12 protein-coding genes are annotated in these 14,290 nt (G+C 73.1%); 1 reads left to right on the forward strand and 11 read right to left on the reverse strand.

The annotated features are described in order from the left end of the window. Positions 1-96 precede the first annotated feature (96 nt). Both BJ965_RS06260 and BJ965_RS06265 read right to left on the reverse strand, forming a co-directional pair. Positions 97-1,128 carry an SDR family oxidoreductase gene (locus BJ965_RS06260; RefSeq protein WP_184907753.1) on the reverse strand — a complete coding sequence of 344 codons (1,032 nt, stop codon included), beginning with the start codon at positions 1,126-1,128 and terminating at the stop codon, positions 97-99. A 6-nt stretch (positions 1,129-1,134) separates the two neighbouring features. Next, positions 1,135-1,614, reverse strand: a complete 480-nt coding sequence (locus tag BJ965_RS06265; protein ID WP_184907754.1) for a phage holin family protein — start codon at positions 1,612-1,614, stop codon at positions 1,135-1,137. Positions 1,615-1,662: 48 nt separating this feature from the next. Here BJ965_RS06265 and BJ965_RS06270 point away from each other — a divergent pair, with 48 nt between their 5' ends. Further along, positions 1,663-2,010 (forward strand): VOC family protein, encoded by a 348-nt coding sequence (locus BJ965_RS06270; protein ID WP_184907755.1) that lies wholly within the window; start codon positions 1,663-1,665, stop codon positions 2,008-2,010. 16 nt (positions 2,011-2,026) lie between these two features. Here BJ965_RS06270 and BJ965_RS06275 read toward each other — a convergent pair whose 3' ends face one another. The 9 genes from BJ965_RS06275 to BJ965_RS06315 all read right to left on the reverse strand — a co-directional run bounded on the left by BJ965_RS06275 (position 2,027) and on the right by BJ965_RS06315 (position 14,143). Then, a complete protein-coding gene (locus tag BJ965_RS06275) occupies positions 2,027-2,587 on the reverse strand; it encodes a GNAT family N-acetyltransferase (RefSeq protein ID WP_184907756.1) in 561 nt (186 codons plus the stop codon). A 43-nt stretch (positions 2,588-2,630) separates the two neighbouring features. Beyond that, the gene (locus tag BJ965_RS06280) at positions 2,631-4,406 is read right to left on the reverse strand and encodes a CocE/NonD family hydrolase (RefSeq protein WP_313666735.1); all 1,776 of its coding nucleotides are present in this window, start codon (positions 4,404-4,406) and stop codon (positions 2,631-2,633) included. 132 nt (positions 4,407-4,538) lie between these two features. Beyond that, positions 4,539-5,468 (reverse strand): S66 peptidase family protein, encoded by a 930-nt coding sequence (locus BJ965_RS06285; RefSeq protein ID WP_184907758.1) that lies wholly within the window; start codon positions 5,466-5,468, stop codon positions 4,539-4,541. After that, positions 5,465-7,429, reverse strand: a complete 1,965-nt coding sequence (locus BJ965_RS06290) for a prolyl oligopeptidase family serine peptidase (RefSeq protein WP_184907759.1) — start codon at positions 7,427-7,429, stop codon at positions 5,465-5,467. Before BJ965_RS06290 ends, BJ965_RS06285 begins: the two co-directional genes overlap by 4 nt. A gap of 4 nt (positions 7,430-7,433) precedes the next feature. Next, positions 7,434-8,747 (reverse strand): M20/M25/M40 family metallo-hydrolase, encoded by a 1,314-nt coding sequence (locus BJ965_RS06295; protein WP_184907760.1) that lies wholly within the window; start codon positions 8,745-8,747, stop codon positions 7,434-7,436. Beyond that, positions 8,740-9,573, reverse strand: coding sequence for a M55 family metallopeptidase (locus BJ965_RS06300; protein ID WP_184907761.1), 834 nt, complete (start codon positions 9,571-9,573; stop codon positions 8,740-8,742). The genes BJ965_RS06295 and BJ965_RS06300 overlap by 8 nt, the downstream gene beginning before the upstream one ends. Positions 9,574-9,647: 74 nt before the next feature. Beyond that, positions 9,648-10,739 carry an SGNH/GDSL hydrolase family protein gene (locus tag BJ965_RS06305; protein WP_246545844.1) on the reverse strand — a complete coding sequence of 364 codons (1,092 nt, stop codon included), beginning with the start codon at positions 10,737-10,739 and terminating at the stop codon, positions 9,648-9,650. A 117-nt stretch (positions 10,740-10,856) separates the two neighbouring features. Then, positions 10,857-11,582, reverse strand: coding sequence for a class I SAM-dependent methyltransferase (locus BJ965_RS06310; protein ID WP_184907762.1), 726 nt, complete (start codon positions 11,580-11,582; stop codon positions 10,857-10,859). Between the two features lie 122 nt (positions 11,583-11,704). Next, positions 11,705-14,143: an ATP-binding SpoIIE family protein phosphatase gene (locus BJ965_RS06315; RefSeq protein WP_184907763.1), complete on the reverse strand. Its 2,439-nt coding sequence runs from the start codon at positions 14,141-14,143 to the stop codon at positions 11,705-11,707. Positions 14,144-14,290 lie beyond the last annotated feature (147 nt).

Here is a 14,290-nt window from a genome sequence, read left to right on the forward strand (position 1 = left end):
CGGCCGTGCTGCTCCGCTTCCTCGATGACGCCGAGGAGGGCGAGGGCGCCGCCGCCGGCGCACAGCGGGCGGACGTCGCCGCCGGTGCGCAGTGGACTAGCGGCGGACGAGTCCCGCCAGCCTGCGTGCCGCCAGGACGCCCGCTCCCGCGGTGAGGGCCGCGCCCAGCCGGCCGCGGTTGCGCGACAGCCACTGCTGCGGGCTGTCGCCGGTGGACTCGTCGTCGAAGCGTCCGTGTGCGCCGAAGTCCCGGCCGTGCGGGCCGTCCGCCGGCGACCAGAGGTTCGCGGGACCGTCGGGCCGGCCCGCCTCCTGCTGCGCGTCGACATTGGTGCGGGCCAGGTAGCGGTCGAGCAGCCCGGGGACCACGGCGTTGGCGATGAGCGTCGCGGCGGTGGAGCCGCCCACCCAGTACTCCCGGCGCCGCGCGTGCGACGCCGCGTGCACGATCGCCCGGGCCGCGACCTCCGGCTGGTACACCGGCGCCACGGGCCGTGCCCGCCCGGGCATCCGGTTCAGCACCCAGTCGAACTGCGGGGTGTTGAGGCCCGGCAACTGCACCATCGTCGTCCGCACCCCGCTGCGCGCGTGCAGCAGCTCGCAGCGCAGCGACTCGTTGAACCCTTGGATCGCGTGCTTGGCCCCGCAGTACGCCGCCTGCAGGGGAATGCCCCGGTAGGCGAGCGCGGAGCCGACCTGCACGATCGTGCCGCGGTCGCGCGGCAGCATGTGGCGCAGGGCGGCGCGGGTGCCGAACACATAGCCCAGGTAGGTCACTTCGGTCACGCGCCGGAACTCGTCCGGGGTGACTTCCGTGAACGGCGCGAACACTCCGGTGAAGGCGTTGTTGACCCAGACGTCGATGTGGCCGTACGCGTCGATGACCTGCTGGGCGGCGTCGTCGACGGCCTTGGCGTCGGAGACGTCGACGCCGATGACGAGCGCCTCGCCGCCGGCGCGCTCGACCTCGTCCGCCGCGGCGGCGAGTCCCTCACGCCCGCGGGCGAGCAGGGCGACCTTGTCGCCGCGGGCGGCGAAGGCCCGGACGGTGGCCCGTCCGACCCCGCCGCTGGCTCCGGTCACCACGACCACACGGCCGCGCTCGTGCGATGTCGCTTCCTTGCGCACCCGGTATCACGCCCTGCGGTGGGGTACGTCCGGGGCCTCCGACGGCCGGGGGGGCACGGGGCCGGGGGTGGCCGCTCCGGCGGGCGGGGCCGGGGGCACGGGCGGGTACGGCATGCCGTCGGCCGCCCCGGCCGCGGTCCGACGGGCGCTGTCCCCGCCCGGTGCCGTGCCGGACGCGTGGTCCGGGCCCGGCCGGGACGGCCGGGCCATGCCGCGCAGCACGTAGGCCAGGACCCCCAGGACCACGGCGGTGATCAGCGCGGCCGCCCAGTCGGGCAGGCCGAGGGCGAGAGCCAGTCCCACGGCGAGCGCGAGGGCCGCGCCTGCGTACAGGGCCAGCGCGCCGGACGCGGCGTACAGCGCGGCCTTGCGGCGCTGCCTGCGCGTCTGCTCGCGCAGTTCGTCCCGCACGGTCTCGCGCGCCACCTGTGCCAGCTCGTCGACGAGATGCTTGTCCAGATGCTCCAGGTGATCCAACGGCTTCATGCCCGGCCGGGTACCCTCGCCCCCCTTCCCGTAACTAGGCTCGGTGGCATGGAGATTCTGGGTGCCACACTGCGCGTCTGCGTCGACGACCTCGAGACCGCGATCCCCTTCTACGAGCGGCTGGCGGGCGGCAGAGCCCAGCGCTTCGAGCGGGGAGGTGTCCAGGTGGCGGCGATCGGCTGCTTCCTGCTGATGAGCGGCCCCCCGGCCGAACTCGAGGTGCTGCGCAAGGTCGCCGCGACGATCGCGGTGACGGATGTCGAGGAGACCCACAAGGTGCTGACCGAACTGGGAGCCCACATCGTGGCGGGCCCCATCGCCTCACCGGCGGGCCGCAACCTGATCGCCCTGCATCCGGACGGCTCGGTCTACGAGTACGTGGACCGCCAGGCGTAGGCGTCGCCGCCGGGGCTCAGTCCCGGCCCGGCGGAGTGATCATCTCGGTGGTGATCGCCCAGCGTTCGTGGTCACGCCAGGCCCCGTCGACGAAGAGCATCTTCTGCGAGAAGCCCTCCAGGCGGAAGCCGCAGCCGCGGGCCAGGGCGATCGACGCTGCGTTGCCCGGCTGGACGTTGATCTCCAGCCGGTGCAGCCGCATCGGGCCGAACGCGTACCGCACGACGAGGTCCAGCCCTTCGCGCATCAGCCCCCGCCCGGCGGCGTGCGCGAAGGCCCCGTAGCCCAGGGCGCCGGACTGGAAGCCGCCCTCGACGATGTTGTTGATGTTGATGAACCCGCCGATGGCCCCGTCGCTCTTGTCGCAGACCAGGAATCCGGTTTTGGACGGGTCCTCGATCAGCCGGCCCGCGTAGGCGGTGTAGGCCTGCGTCGTGGTGGGCGGGAAGAGCCACGGCTGGTGCAGGTCCTTGCTCTCCCGGGCGCGGGCGGTGAACTCGGCACCGTCCTCGTAGGTGAAGTGGCGAATCCCCACCCGGGGGCCTTCGGCGAGGTGGCGGGATGCGTGGTGCGGCACCCCGTCACAGTAACCGCGCCACCTGTGTCTCCCCAGTCGGGGGTCAGGGGCCGGCGACCGGCAGCCGCAGTGCCTCGGTGTCGCCCGGCCCGCTGACCACGGTCACCGGCTTGATCCCCCGGTTGCCGAAGTACGCGTCGTCGCTCGCGGCGATCACGAACCGCAGCCGGTGCCCGGTCTCGTAGCGGTGCACGATGCCGGGCAGGGTGACGGTGAAGCGCTTGGTGACGTCCGGGACCCGCACCGGCGCGACCAGGCGGCGCACCAGGGTGCGGGTGCCGTCGGGGGCGACGTCGTAGAGCTTGGCGAACAGGACGAGCTTGTCGGCCGCGTCGGCGGAGTTCTGCTCGCGTTCGGCCTTCGGGGAGACGACCTTGAGCGTGGCCCGGGGTGCGCCGACGACGTCGAGGGGGCGCTCGAGCGGCGCGCTCGTCCAGTCGAGGTACGTGCCCTTGGTGTCGCGCGGCGGCGTGTCCGGCAGGCCGATGAGTCCGGCCAGCGAGCTCTCCGAATGGCTCGTGGGGGTCAGCCAGTTGGTGTAGCCGCGGCTGCCTCGGGCCACCTCGCTCCGGTGCTCTACGAGTTTCCCGTCGCCGGAGAGGTACAGGGTGTGGCCGAGGGTGGGGAGGCGGTTCGCGGTGGCGTAGGTGCGGTCGGGGTCGGTGATCCAGTCACGGTGGTAGGCGAAGGCCGGGCCGGTGTCGACGTGGGTCTGCTTGCGCAGATGGCGGTCGAACCAGGCGAGGACCCGCCGACCGACGTAACTGGTCTCCAGGTTGCCCTGGGACAGGTCCAGTTCGCCGGTGGCCGGTCCGGTGAGGCCTCCGCTGTGGCCCCAGGACTGCCAGATCATCTTGACGGGCGTGCCCTGGGCCTTGAGCGTCCGGTACGTCGCCGTGGCCTCGTTTAGGTTGAACAGGGTGTCGGCCTGTCCTTGGACCAGCAGGGTGGGCGTGTCCACGCGGTGGAGGTACGACACCGGGGAGACACGGCGCGCGTAGGCCAGCAGCTCGGCGGTCCGGTCGGCGGGGTAGCTGCCGGAGTTGAGGGTGTGGACCGTGCGGCAGGCCTCGGTGACGAAGTGCAGACAGGCCAGGGAGTTGATGCGGGACGGGTCGAGGCTCGGCTCCAGCAGCGGCTGGCCCTCGCCGATGAAGTAGAAGCCGTTCGTCCACTGCCATTTGAAGACGCCCGGGACGCTGCCGCTGCCGACGGCGTTGTCGGGGGCGAGCGAATACGCCAGGTCGTTCCAGGTGATCATCGGGACGAGCGCGTCCAGGCGGTGGTCGACGGAGGCCGTGGCGAGCTGGACTGCGCCGCCGTAGGAGCCGCCGATCATGCCGACGCGCGGGTCGCCGGGGGCGTCACGGGTGACGAAGTCGGCGGTGGTGCCGTCGTCGGCGGCGCGGGTGCCGCCCAGGAAGTCGACCAGCCGGGAGGCGGCGGCACCGTCGATGTCCGGGTCGTCGAGGGAGACGAGGCAGCCGCTGCGGCCGAAGCCGAGCCCGGAGTAGACGAGCGAGACGTAGCCGCGCTGGGCGAAGGCCTTGCCGATGGTGTCCGTCGAGCCGTCCGCCTTGCTGCCGCCGAAGCCGTTCGTGCCGAGCACGGCGGGCGCCGGGTGGTCGCTGTCCGCGCCGGCGGGACGGTACAGGTCGGCGTCGACCGTGCAGGTGCGGCCGCCCGCCCGCACGGTGAACTTCAGCGGCGTGACGGTGTAGGCGTCGGCGGCGGTGGCGGGTGGGGTGAGGGGCACGGCCAGGGCGGCACCCAGAGCGAGAGCGAGGAGTGCGCGGGTTCTGGGCACGCGTCGGGACACACGGACCTCCACGGTGAGGGCAACCCGGATACCGACCAGTAGGTACCGGCCGGTTGTCATCGTGTGACACGTGTCAGGAGCCGTCAATCACCGAAACGAGGGTTTCTTGACAGGATTTCAGTAGCGGGCCGCTCAGCTCAGGGCCGGTTCGTCCAGCGTCAACGTGCCCGCCTCGGCGTTCAGTTCGGCCCCGACCCCGAGGGGCATGGTCAGCGCACCCTCACCGTGCCCGAACCCGAACTCCTCCACGACCGGGACACCAAGGCCGCCGAGCCGGTCGGCGAGGACCACGCGCAGCTCCCCGTACGGGCCGCACCCCGCCCAGGATCCGAGGACGATCCCGGCGACCCCGTCGAGCCAGCCGGTGCGCAGGAGTTGGGTGAGGTATCGGTCCACGCGGTACGGGCTTTCCCCGATGTCCTCCACCAGCAACAGCCCGCCCCGCGCCCCGGGGTGGGCGTGCGGGGTGCCAAGGTCGCTCGCGAGCAGACTCAGGCAACCGCCCAGGGTGACCCCCCGGGCTCGGCCCGGGACCAGTGCCGCACCCGGGGGCGCGGCCGTGACGGTCCGCACGGACTCCGGCTCGAAGAGGGTGGCCCGCAGGTGCTCCTGGGCCCGGGCGTTCTTGAGGAAGTCGACGCCGGCGGCCGCGGGTCCGTACAGCGTGACCAGGCCCAGGCGGGTGGCGAAGGCCTGGTGCAGGACGGTGACGTCGCTGAACCCGGCGAACACCTTGGGGCCCGCCGTCCGCATCGCCTCCCAGTCGAGCAGATCGACCATGCGCTGCGCCCCGTACCCGCCCCGGGCGCACAGCACGGCCGCGACGGACGGATCGCACCAGGCGGCCCGGAGGTCGGCGGCGCGCTGCTCGTCCGTGCCGGCCAGGTAGTCCAACTCCCGGTGTCTGCCCAGCACATGGGGCATCACCACGGGGTCGAGGTCCCAGCCGCGCAGAATGTCCAGCCCCGCCTGGAGGCGCTCCTCGGGCACGGGGCCACTGGGCGCGACGACGGCGACACGGGCGCCGGGGGCGAGCCGGGGAGGTCGTACCAACGGGTTCACTTGCTGAGCTCCAGGGTGGGGATGCCGGGCGGGTCCAGGCGGAACACCTGGGCGTAGAGGGAGAGTTCGGCCTCCAGGGCGCGCACCATGGTCTCCGCCCTGCGGAACCCGTGCCCCTCCCCCTCGAAGGCGAGATACGCGTGCGGCACCTTCCGGCCCTCCAGCCGGGCCAGGAACCGCTCGCACTGGACGGGCGGGCAGATCACGTCTTCCAGGCCCTGGAGCAGCAGGAACGGCACGGTGAGGCGGTCGGCGTGGGCGGCGGGCGAGCGCTCCGCGTACCGGGCGGGCACCTCGGCGAGCGGCCCGATGAGGCCCTCCAGGTACCGCGACTCGAAGTCATGGGTCTCCCCCGTGCCCCAGCCGGCCAGGTCCAGGATCGGGTACTTGACGGTGCCGCAGGCGTAGACGTCGGTGGTGGTGAGCGAGGCGGCGGCGGTCCAGCCGCCCGCGCTGCCGCCCCTGACGGCGAGCCGGCCGCGGTCGGCGGTGCCCTCGTCGGCGAGGGCCAGGGCGACGGCGGCGCAGTCCTCGACGTCCACCACGCCCCACTGCTCGCGCAGCCGCTCCCGGTAGGGGCGGCCGTACCCCGTGGAGCCGCCGTAGTTGACCTCGGCGACGCCGATGCCGCGCGAGGTGAAGTAGGCGATCTCAAGGTCGAGCACCAGCGGTGCGCGGCCGGTGGGCCCGCCGTGCGCCCAGACGACGTAGGGCGGCAGCTCGTCGCCGGGCGCGACGCAGCCGGGGTGGTGCGGCGGGTAGATGTGGGCGTGGATGTCGCGCCCGTCGGGGCCGGTGAAGGTGCGGATCTGCGGCTCGGGGTAGTAGGCGGGATCGACGGCGTCGTCGTGCTCGGCGCCGACGACCCGGGCCCGGCCGGTGCGGGCGTCCAGTTCGACGACCTCGTAGGCGCTGCGCGGGCTGGCCCCGACGGCGACGACCCGTTCGCCGTGGGCGGCGAGGGTGGGGGCGAACTCGGTCCAGGGTCCGGCCGCGTCGACGACCTCGCCGGTCTCGGGGTCCAGGATGCCGAGTGCGGTGGCGCCCCGGCCGTGCACGACGGCGACCAGACCGCTCTCCAGCGGGGTGAACCATCGCGAACCCAGCTTCCACAGGGCCCCGCCGAACTCCTCCTCGCGCGGGCACACCCGCTCCCCGTCCAGGTAGAGGTTCCACCAGCCGGAACGGTCGCTCGCGTAGAGCAGACGGCCGTCGTGGGTCCAGTCGACCTGGGCGATGGCCTCGCCGGGCCCTCCGGCCACGGTCCGGGCGTCGCGCAGGGCGCCGTCGGTGGTGACGTCGGCGAGGAGCAGCTCGGTGCCGTCCCACGGCATGCGGGGATGCTCCCAGGCGAGCCAGGCGGCCCGCCGCCCGTCGGGCGAGAGCTTCGGTCCGGTCACGAACCGGTGCCGCCCGTCGGTCAGTTCCCGTACGGCGTCCCGGTCCTCGGCGGCGGAGCCGTCCAGCGGGACGGCGGCCAGGACCCGGCGCACGTCGGTGGGTCCGTCGCCGGTGAACTCCTCCAGCACGCACCACACTTCGCCCCGCTCGGGCAGCGGCAGCGGCTCGGCCCAGCGCAGGCCGGCACCCACGGGCGACACGGGGGTGAGCGGCCGGGGTTCTCCGCCCGGCTCGCAGCGGTACAGCCGCTGGTCGGCGAAGTTCACGAACACCACGAGCGGTCCGGTGTCACGCGCGACGGCGGCCCACGGGTGCCCGCCGTACTCGATGACCCGGCTGCGCACGTTCCACGGCGCGGGCAGCAGCGACTCCTCCCGGCCGTCGGCGTGCCGGCGCACCAGGGTGCGCCGGCCGCTCTCGGCGGGGCGCGGCTCGGTCCACCACACTTCGTCGCCGACGAAACCCACGTACTCCGGGTGCCCGTCGTGCGCGGCGGTCAGGGCCGCGTCGATGGGCGAGGGCCACGCCCCGTAGGCCAGCGTCCGCACCGTCTCCCCCACTCTCCTAGGCCGTCCGCAGGAACCGGTCGAGTACGCGGACACCGAAGTGCAGCGCCTCGACCGGTACCCGTTCGTCGACCCCGTGGAACATGGCCGCGTAGTCGTAGCCGTCCGGCAGCTTCAGCGGGGTGAAGCCGTAGCCGGTGATGCCGAGGCGGGAGAACTGCTTGGCGTCGGTGCCGCCGGACATGCAGAACGGAACGACGTGCCCCTCGGGCGCGAACTCCTCGATGGCGGAGCGCATGCCCGCGAAGGTCGCCGAGTCCACCGGCGACTCCAGGGCGACCTCGCGGTGGTGGAACTCCCAGTCCACGTCCGGCCCGGTGAGGCGGTCGAGGGTGGTGCGGAACTCCTCCTCGCCGCCGGGCATGAAGCGGCCGTCCACGTGCGCGACGGCCTCGCCCGGGATGACGTTGATCTTGTAACCCGCGTCCAGCATGGTCGGGTTGGCGCTGTTGCGCAGGGTCGGCTCGACGAGCTTCGCGGCCGGTCCGAGCTTCTCCAGCAGCGCGTCCACGTCGGTGAGGTCGGTCTCGATGCCGTAGAGCGCGGCGAGTTCGGTGAGGGCGGCGCGCACGGTCGGGGTCAGCCTGAGCGGCCACTCGTGGGCGCCGATCCGCGCGATGGCGGCCGCGAGCCGGGTGACGGCGTTGTCGCGGTTGACCTTGGAGCCGTGCCCGGCACGTCCGCGGGCGGTGAGCTTCAGCCAGGCGGTGCCGCGTTCCCCGGCGGCGATCGGATAGATCTGCCGCCCGGCACCGTCGTGGAAGGTGAAGGCGCCCGACTCGCTGATGCCTTCGGTGCAGCCCTCGAACAGACCGGGGTGCCGGTCGGCGAGGAACCCGGAGCCGTCCACGGCGCTGGCCTCCTCGTCGGCGGTGAACGCGATGACGACGTCCCGGCGGGGCCGGACACCCTGCCGTGCCCAGCCGCGTACGACGGCCAGGATCATCGCGTCCATGTTCTTCATGTCGACGGCGCCGCGCCCCCAGACGACCCCGTCGCGGATCTCCCCGGAGAACGGATGCACGCTCCAGTCGGCGGCCGCGGCGGGCACGACGTCGAGATGGCCGTGGAGCAGCAGGGCGCCGGCCGAGGGGTCGGTGCCCTCGATCCGGGCGACGACGTTGGTCCGCCCCTCGGCGCGCTCCAGCAGGGTCGGCTCGATCCCGGCGTCGGCGAGCCGGGCGGCGGCGTACTCGGCGGCGGGCCGCTCCCGGCAGTCGCCCCCGCCCCGGTTGGTGGTGTCGATCCGGATGAGGTCGGACGTGTACGTCACGACCTCGTCCAGCGCCTGCTCGTCCACCTGCTCAGCCATACTGCTCCTCCACCGCGGCCGAGACGATCGTGGTGACCGCCTTGAAGGCGCGGATGCCCTCGTACATGGTCCCGCTCGTGTACGCCACCTTCCGCTCACCGATGCGTTCCACACCCGGGACGACGGTGGCGGCCATCGCCAGGTGCTCGGCGTCGAACTCCACGGCCACGGTGAACGGACCGCCGTGCACGGGTTCGTGACGCACCGCCAGAGCGGCGGCCTCCTTGGCCGCCGCCCGGATGTCGGCCGCGGTGCGACCGGGCGTGCGGCACACGGCCGCGTAGCGCGACACATGGTCCTTCACGGCGACCTTCAGCGCCTCCGGCGCGTACCCGAGCGCGTCCTCGCAGGCGACGTCGTCCCCGGTGACCAGCACGACCGGCACGCCGTACTCGGCGACGACATGCGCGTTGAGCAGCCCCTCGCTCGCCCGTACGTCGTTCAGCCACACGCCCGTGATCGAGTTGGCGAGGTAGGTGTGCGCGAGGACGCCCTCCATGCCGGCGCCCGCGTGGTAGCCGACGAACGCGATGCCGTCGACGTCGCCGTGCTGCACGCCCTCGACCATGGACAGCGTCTTGTGCCGGCCCGTGAGCAGCTGGGCGCGGTCGTCGAGCTGCTCCAGCAGCAGGTTGCGCATCGACCAGTGCGCCTCGTTGATGATCACCTCGTCGGCGCCGCCGTCGTGGAAGCCGAGCACGGCGGCGTTGACGTCGGAGGTGAACAGCGACCGGCAGCGCTCCCACTGGGAGGCGCCCGGCACCACGTCGTCGGGCCAGGTGACGCCGGTGGCGCCCTCCATGTCGGCGCTGATGAGGATTCTCATGACGAGCCGTCCAGGGCGGAGATCTTCATGGTTCGTCACGTTACGCGCCGCGGCCGGAACCGGCTACGAGGTGGTCACCAACGGATCGGCAGGTCGGCGACGAATGCCGTGAGACGGTCGGCCAGCAGCCGGTGGTCACGGGCCGAGTAGTGCCAGTGGCAGCCCGTGTAGTCCAGGCCGGAGGTGTCGAGAGGCCAGTAGCGGACCCGGCGGTCGCCCGCGCCGGCGCGTTCCCGGACGACGTGATCGACATGGCCGGCGAACGGGCCCGTACCGACGGCCAGGAGGGTGGTCGAGGCCCCGTAACGCTGCCGCAGCTTCGCGAGGAAACCGCTGTAGGCGCTGCGGTAGGCGGCGGCGAGGCTCTCGTCCGTCCAGGGCTCGCCCGGGTTGACCGGGGTGGAGAAGTCGTTCGTACCGAGGTGGACCACCACGAGCTGCGGCCGCCAGGTACCGGGGTTCTGCCAGACGTCGCCGGGCACGTTCAGCAGCGCACGGTCGTAGAAGGTGCGGTAGTTCACCTCCGGCGAGCCGCCGTTGTAGTTGCGCACCATGCCCTGGCCCGAGTACGCGTTGAGCTGGTAGTCGGCGCGCAGCCCCCGGGCGGTGAGGGCGCCGTAGCTCACGTCGGCGTTCGTGGTGCGCTTGAGCTGCTCGCCGTCGCAGTCGCGCGAGGGGGAGAGGTTGCCGTAGCCGGCCGTGAGGGAGTCGCCGATGAACTCGATCTGGCGGCTGTGCGCGGCGGGCCGGGTCAGGACGGCACCGCCGGGTGCGGCGACGAAGCCACCGAAGGAGCTGGTGTTCCACGGGGTGTCGTTGCGCTTGACGAGCCGGACGGTGTGCTCGCCGTCGCGCAGGCCCCTGACCCAGTGGGTGGTCTTCCCGGGCGTGACGAGGGTCGCGACGGTGGACCCGTCGACCTGGACGTCGTAGTCGGCGGCCGGATCGTCGAGCACGACGCCCACGCCGGTGCCCCGGATCCGGCCCTCGAAGTAGACGCCGGGCCAGCTGTACTGGAGCACGTCTCCGGAGGCCTTGATCCGCCCGGCGGTGTGCACGCTGTCCCGTACTCCGCGAGGGTCCGGCGCGGCCGCGGTCGTGACGGCGCTCGTGCCGATCAGCACCGTCGAGACCGCTGACGCGGCCATCATCCGTAACCAGGGCATCGGCATGGCGGTCCTCCGCGGGGGCGAGGCGGGTGCACGGACGAGGAAGGTGACCGTACACCGACAAATTCACCGCCCGCCAGACCGTCTCCTGCCCCTCGCCCCCGACCGCCCGGCTCAGGCCGTGCGCCCCGCCACCAGCCAGGTGGACGGCAGCTCGATGCGCGTGCCGTCGGGGCGGTACTCCGTGGTCTTCAGCGGCGCACGGCCACTCGCCAGGACGGCGAGGCCGGCCGAGCGCAGATACTCGGGCACGGCCTCGTCCGCGACCTCGGCGGGCGCGAGGCCGTGCCGGAACACGGGAGCGAGCTTGGGCGGCGGGCCTTCGGGGCCACCCGCCAAGCCCATCAGCACCGGCTTGGCGGCGCCGGAGAGTTCCACCAGACAGACCCGGCCGCGGTCGCCGACCAGCGTGGCGATGCCGTCGATCAGCGTCTGCCGGTCGTCCGGATCGCACTGGTGCAGGACGCCCCGCACATAGACGTTGGTGTCGCCGAGTTCCGCGTGCAGAGCCTGGACCTCGTCCTTCTCTGCGGCGTCCAGCTGCCGGTAGGCGACCTGCCCCGCCGGGTCGGCCCGCCGGGCGTGATCGAGGGCCGCGGCGGACAGGTCGACACCCAGGACCCTCGGGAAGCGGTCGGCGAGGTAGCGGGTCTGGGTGCCGTTGCCGCAGCCGAGGTCCACCAGCGGCAGGGCGGGATCGGCCAGGTACGGCTCGAACAGGGCGAGATGCGGCCCCGCGGTCAGGACCGGTTCCGCATCCCAGAACACCGCCCCCGGTTCGGCGGGCGCCTCCCGCCAGAACGCCTCCCACGCCTCCCGGTACCGACTCGTCACGCTCATGGCCCACTCCCCAGGGTGCGAACGAATCCCGCCATGCGGCGGGCGGGTCCGGTGTATCGCGCCCCGGCCCCGGCCACAAGAAGACGGCACGCACCTTCACGCCCCGTTCGGCCCGGGGGTGTTCAGCGGCGCGGCAGCGTCAGCTCGAACCAGACCGTCTTGCCGGTGCCGGTCCGGCTGGTCCCCCACTCGCGCGACAGCGTGCTGACCACGCGCAGTCCGCGTCCCGCCTCGTCGAGCGGGCCCGCGCTGAGCAGGGTCGGCAGCTCGTGGTCGTCGTCGTCCACCTCGCACAGCAGGGTGTCGCCACGGACCAGACGCAGCGCGACCGGCCGGGCGTGGGAGTGCCGTACGGCGTTGGTGACGAGTTCGCCGGCCATCAGCTCGGCGGGCCCGACGAGCTTCGCCAGGCCCCAGTCGTGCAGTTGCTCGCGGACCGCCGCGCGGGCCCGGCCCACTTCGGCCGGGTCGAGGGCGAGGCGCCACTCGGCCACGTCGTCCGGCTCGATGCCGTTGAGGCGAGCCATCAGCAGCGCCACGTCGTCCTTGCGGCCGCCGCGGCCCGCTTCTGAAAATGTCACAGCCAGGGCGCGGATGATGGTGTCGCAGGCGTCGTCCATGGAGGCGGCCGGGTGCGCGGCCGACTCGCAGAGCGTCGCGAGGCCCACCCCGATGTCCTCGCCGCGCACCTCGACCAGTCCGTCGGTGCACATCACCAGCCGGTCGCCGGGCTCCACGCGCACGCGAACGGCCTCGAAGGGCACCCCTCCGACACCGATGGGCGCGCCCGTGGGCAGGTCCAGCAGTTCGCTGCGGCCGTCGTCGGCGCGGACCAGGACGGGCGGGATGTGCCCGGCGTTGGCGAGCCTGAGCTCGCTCGCGATCGGGTCGTAGACGGCGTAGAGGCAGGTGGCGAGGTAGTTGTCGCCGAGGCGCTGTGCGAGATCGTCGAGGTTGCGCAGCAGCTGGGCGGGCGGCAGGTCGAGCCCGGCCATGGTCTGCACGGCCGTCCGCAACTGGCCCATCATCGCGGCCGAGTTCAGACCGTGGCCCATGACGTCGCCGACGACGAGGGCCGTGCGCCCGCCGTGCAGTTTCACCGCGTCGAACCAGTCGCCGCCGACCCGCCCGAGCAGCGTGCCCGGCAGATAGCGGGTGGCGATGTCGCAGCCGGCCATGCGGGGCGGGATGTGCGGGAGCATGCTGTCCTGGAGCGTCTCGGCGACGTTCTCCTGGAAGGTGTACATGCGCGCGTTGTCCAGCACGAGACCCGCGCGGGCGGCGAGTTCGGCGCCGGTGACGCGGTCCATGTCGTTGAAGACGGGCCGCTCCGGGTGCCGCAGCAGGATCATGAAGCCCAGGACGACGTTGCGTGCCTTCAGCGGCACGACCAGCATCGAGCGGCCGGTGATGAGGGGCCGGATGTCGCGCTTCTCGAACTGCGCGGCGATGGCGTGCCCCATCTCCTCGCTGATGCGCGGCACGAGGACGGGTTCGCCGCTGGTCATGCACTGGAAGAACGGCGTGTGCGCCGGGAACGGCATGGCCTCGCCGACGGGGACGACGTCGTCCCAGCGGCCCGGTTCGTCGGTGTGCTCCAGGGCGACCCGGTGCCACATCGTGGTGGTGTCGGGCACGCCGTCCTCGAACCCCTCGCCGGCGACGACCTGTTCCCGCAGGTACGTCCCGGCGACATCGGTGAAGCGGGGCACGACGGCCTTGCTGACCTCGACGATCGTGCGGGACAGGTCGAGGGAGGTGCCGATGCGGCCGCTGACCTCGTTGAGGAACTCCAGGCGCTCACGGACGGCGGCGTACTCGAGGTCCTCGCCCTCGTCCCACAGGTCCGCCGGCACGGGTTCGCCGGCGGCCAGGGCCCGCGCGGCCCGCTCGCGGCGGGCCTTGCGTTCGGCGCGCCGGGCCACGCCCCAGTCGGGGGTGACAGGCACCCGGTCGTTCTGGCTGAACTCCAGGATGGGGTAGCCGAGTTCGAGGATCTGCGCGACGATACGGGCGCTGTCGCCGACGCTCATGCTGGGCAGGATCTCGGGGAGCCTGCGGGCGAGGTCCTCCGCCCCGGGGAAGTCGGTGTGCAGCGCGAAGCCGGGCGCGATCCGCTCGCACGCCCCGTCGCCCGCGCGCAGTCCCTCGGCGTCGGCGGCCAGCACGAGCAGCCGCTCGGGTCCGGGACCAACCAGCGGGTAGGCCCACCACAGGACGTCGACCCGGCCGTCCCCGGACGCGGTGAGCCGGGCGCGGCCCGCGGCCGGGTAGGAGAGCCCGCCGTCGAGGGAGGATTCGAGGTCGGGGCCGAGGCCGTCGCCGGCGGCGTAGGGGGTGGTGTCCCGCTCGTCGGGCAGGGCGCCGGAGACGGGGAGCAGGTCGAGGGCCGTGCGGCCGATCGCCTCTTCCTTGGGGACGCCGAACAGGCGCCGTGCGCCGCGGCTCCAGTGGGACACGAGGCCGTCGCGGTCGACCACGACGACGGCCAGGGGGACGCGGCCGGGCTCGGCGGGTTCCGCGACCGCGTCCTGTCCAGCCCTGTCGGTGCCATGGTCCATGGCCAGGCCCTCTCTCCCCCCGGACGCAAGATCTGTGCCGGCGTCTCCACCGTACGGCTCCCGCCGGTGGCGATGTGAGGCATTGCGGGAATTGCCCGCGCGGGGTTCGCACCGGCGTACGACCCCGCGCGCCGCTGCCCGTTCGGT

Source organism: Streptomyces luteogriseus, assembly GCF_014205055.1.
GTDB classification, from domain to species: Bacteria; Actinomycetota; Actinomycetes; order Streptomycetales; family Streptomycetaceae; genus Streptomyces; species Streptomyces luteogriseus.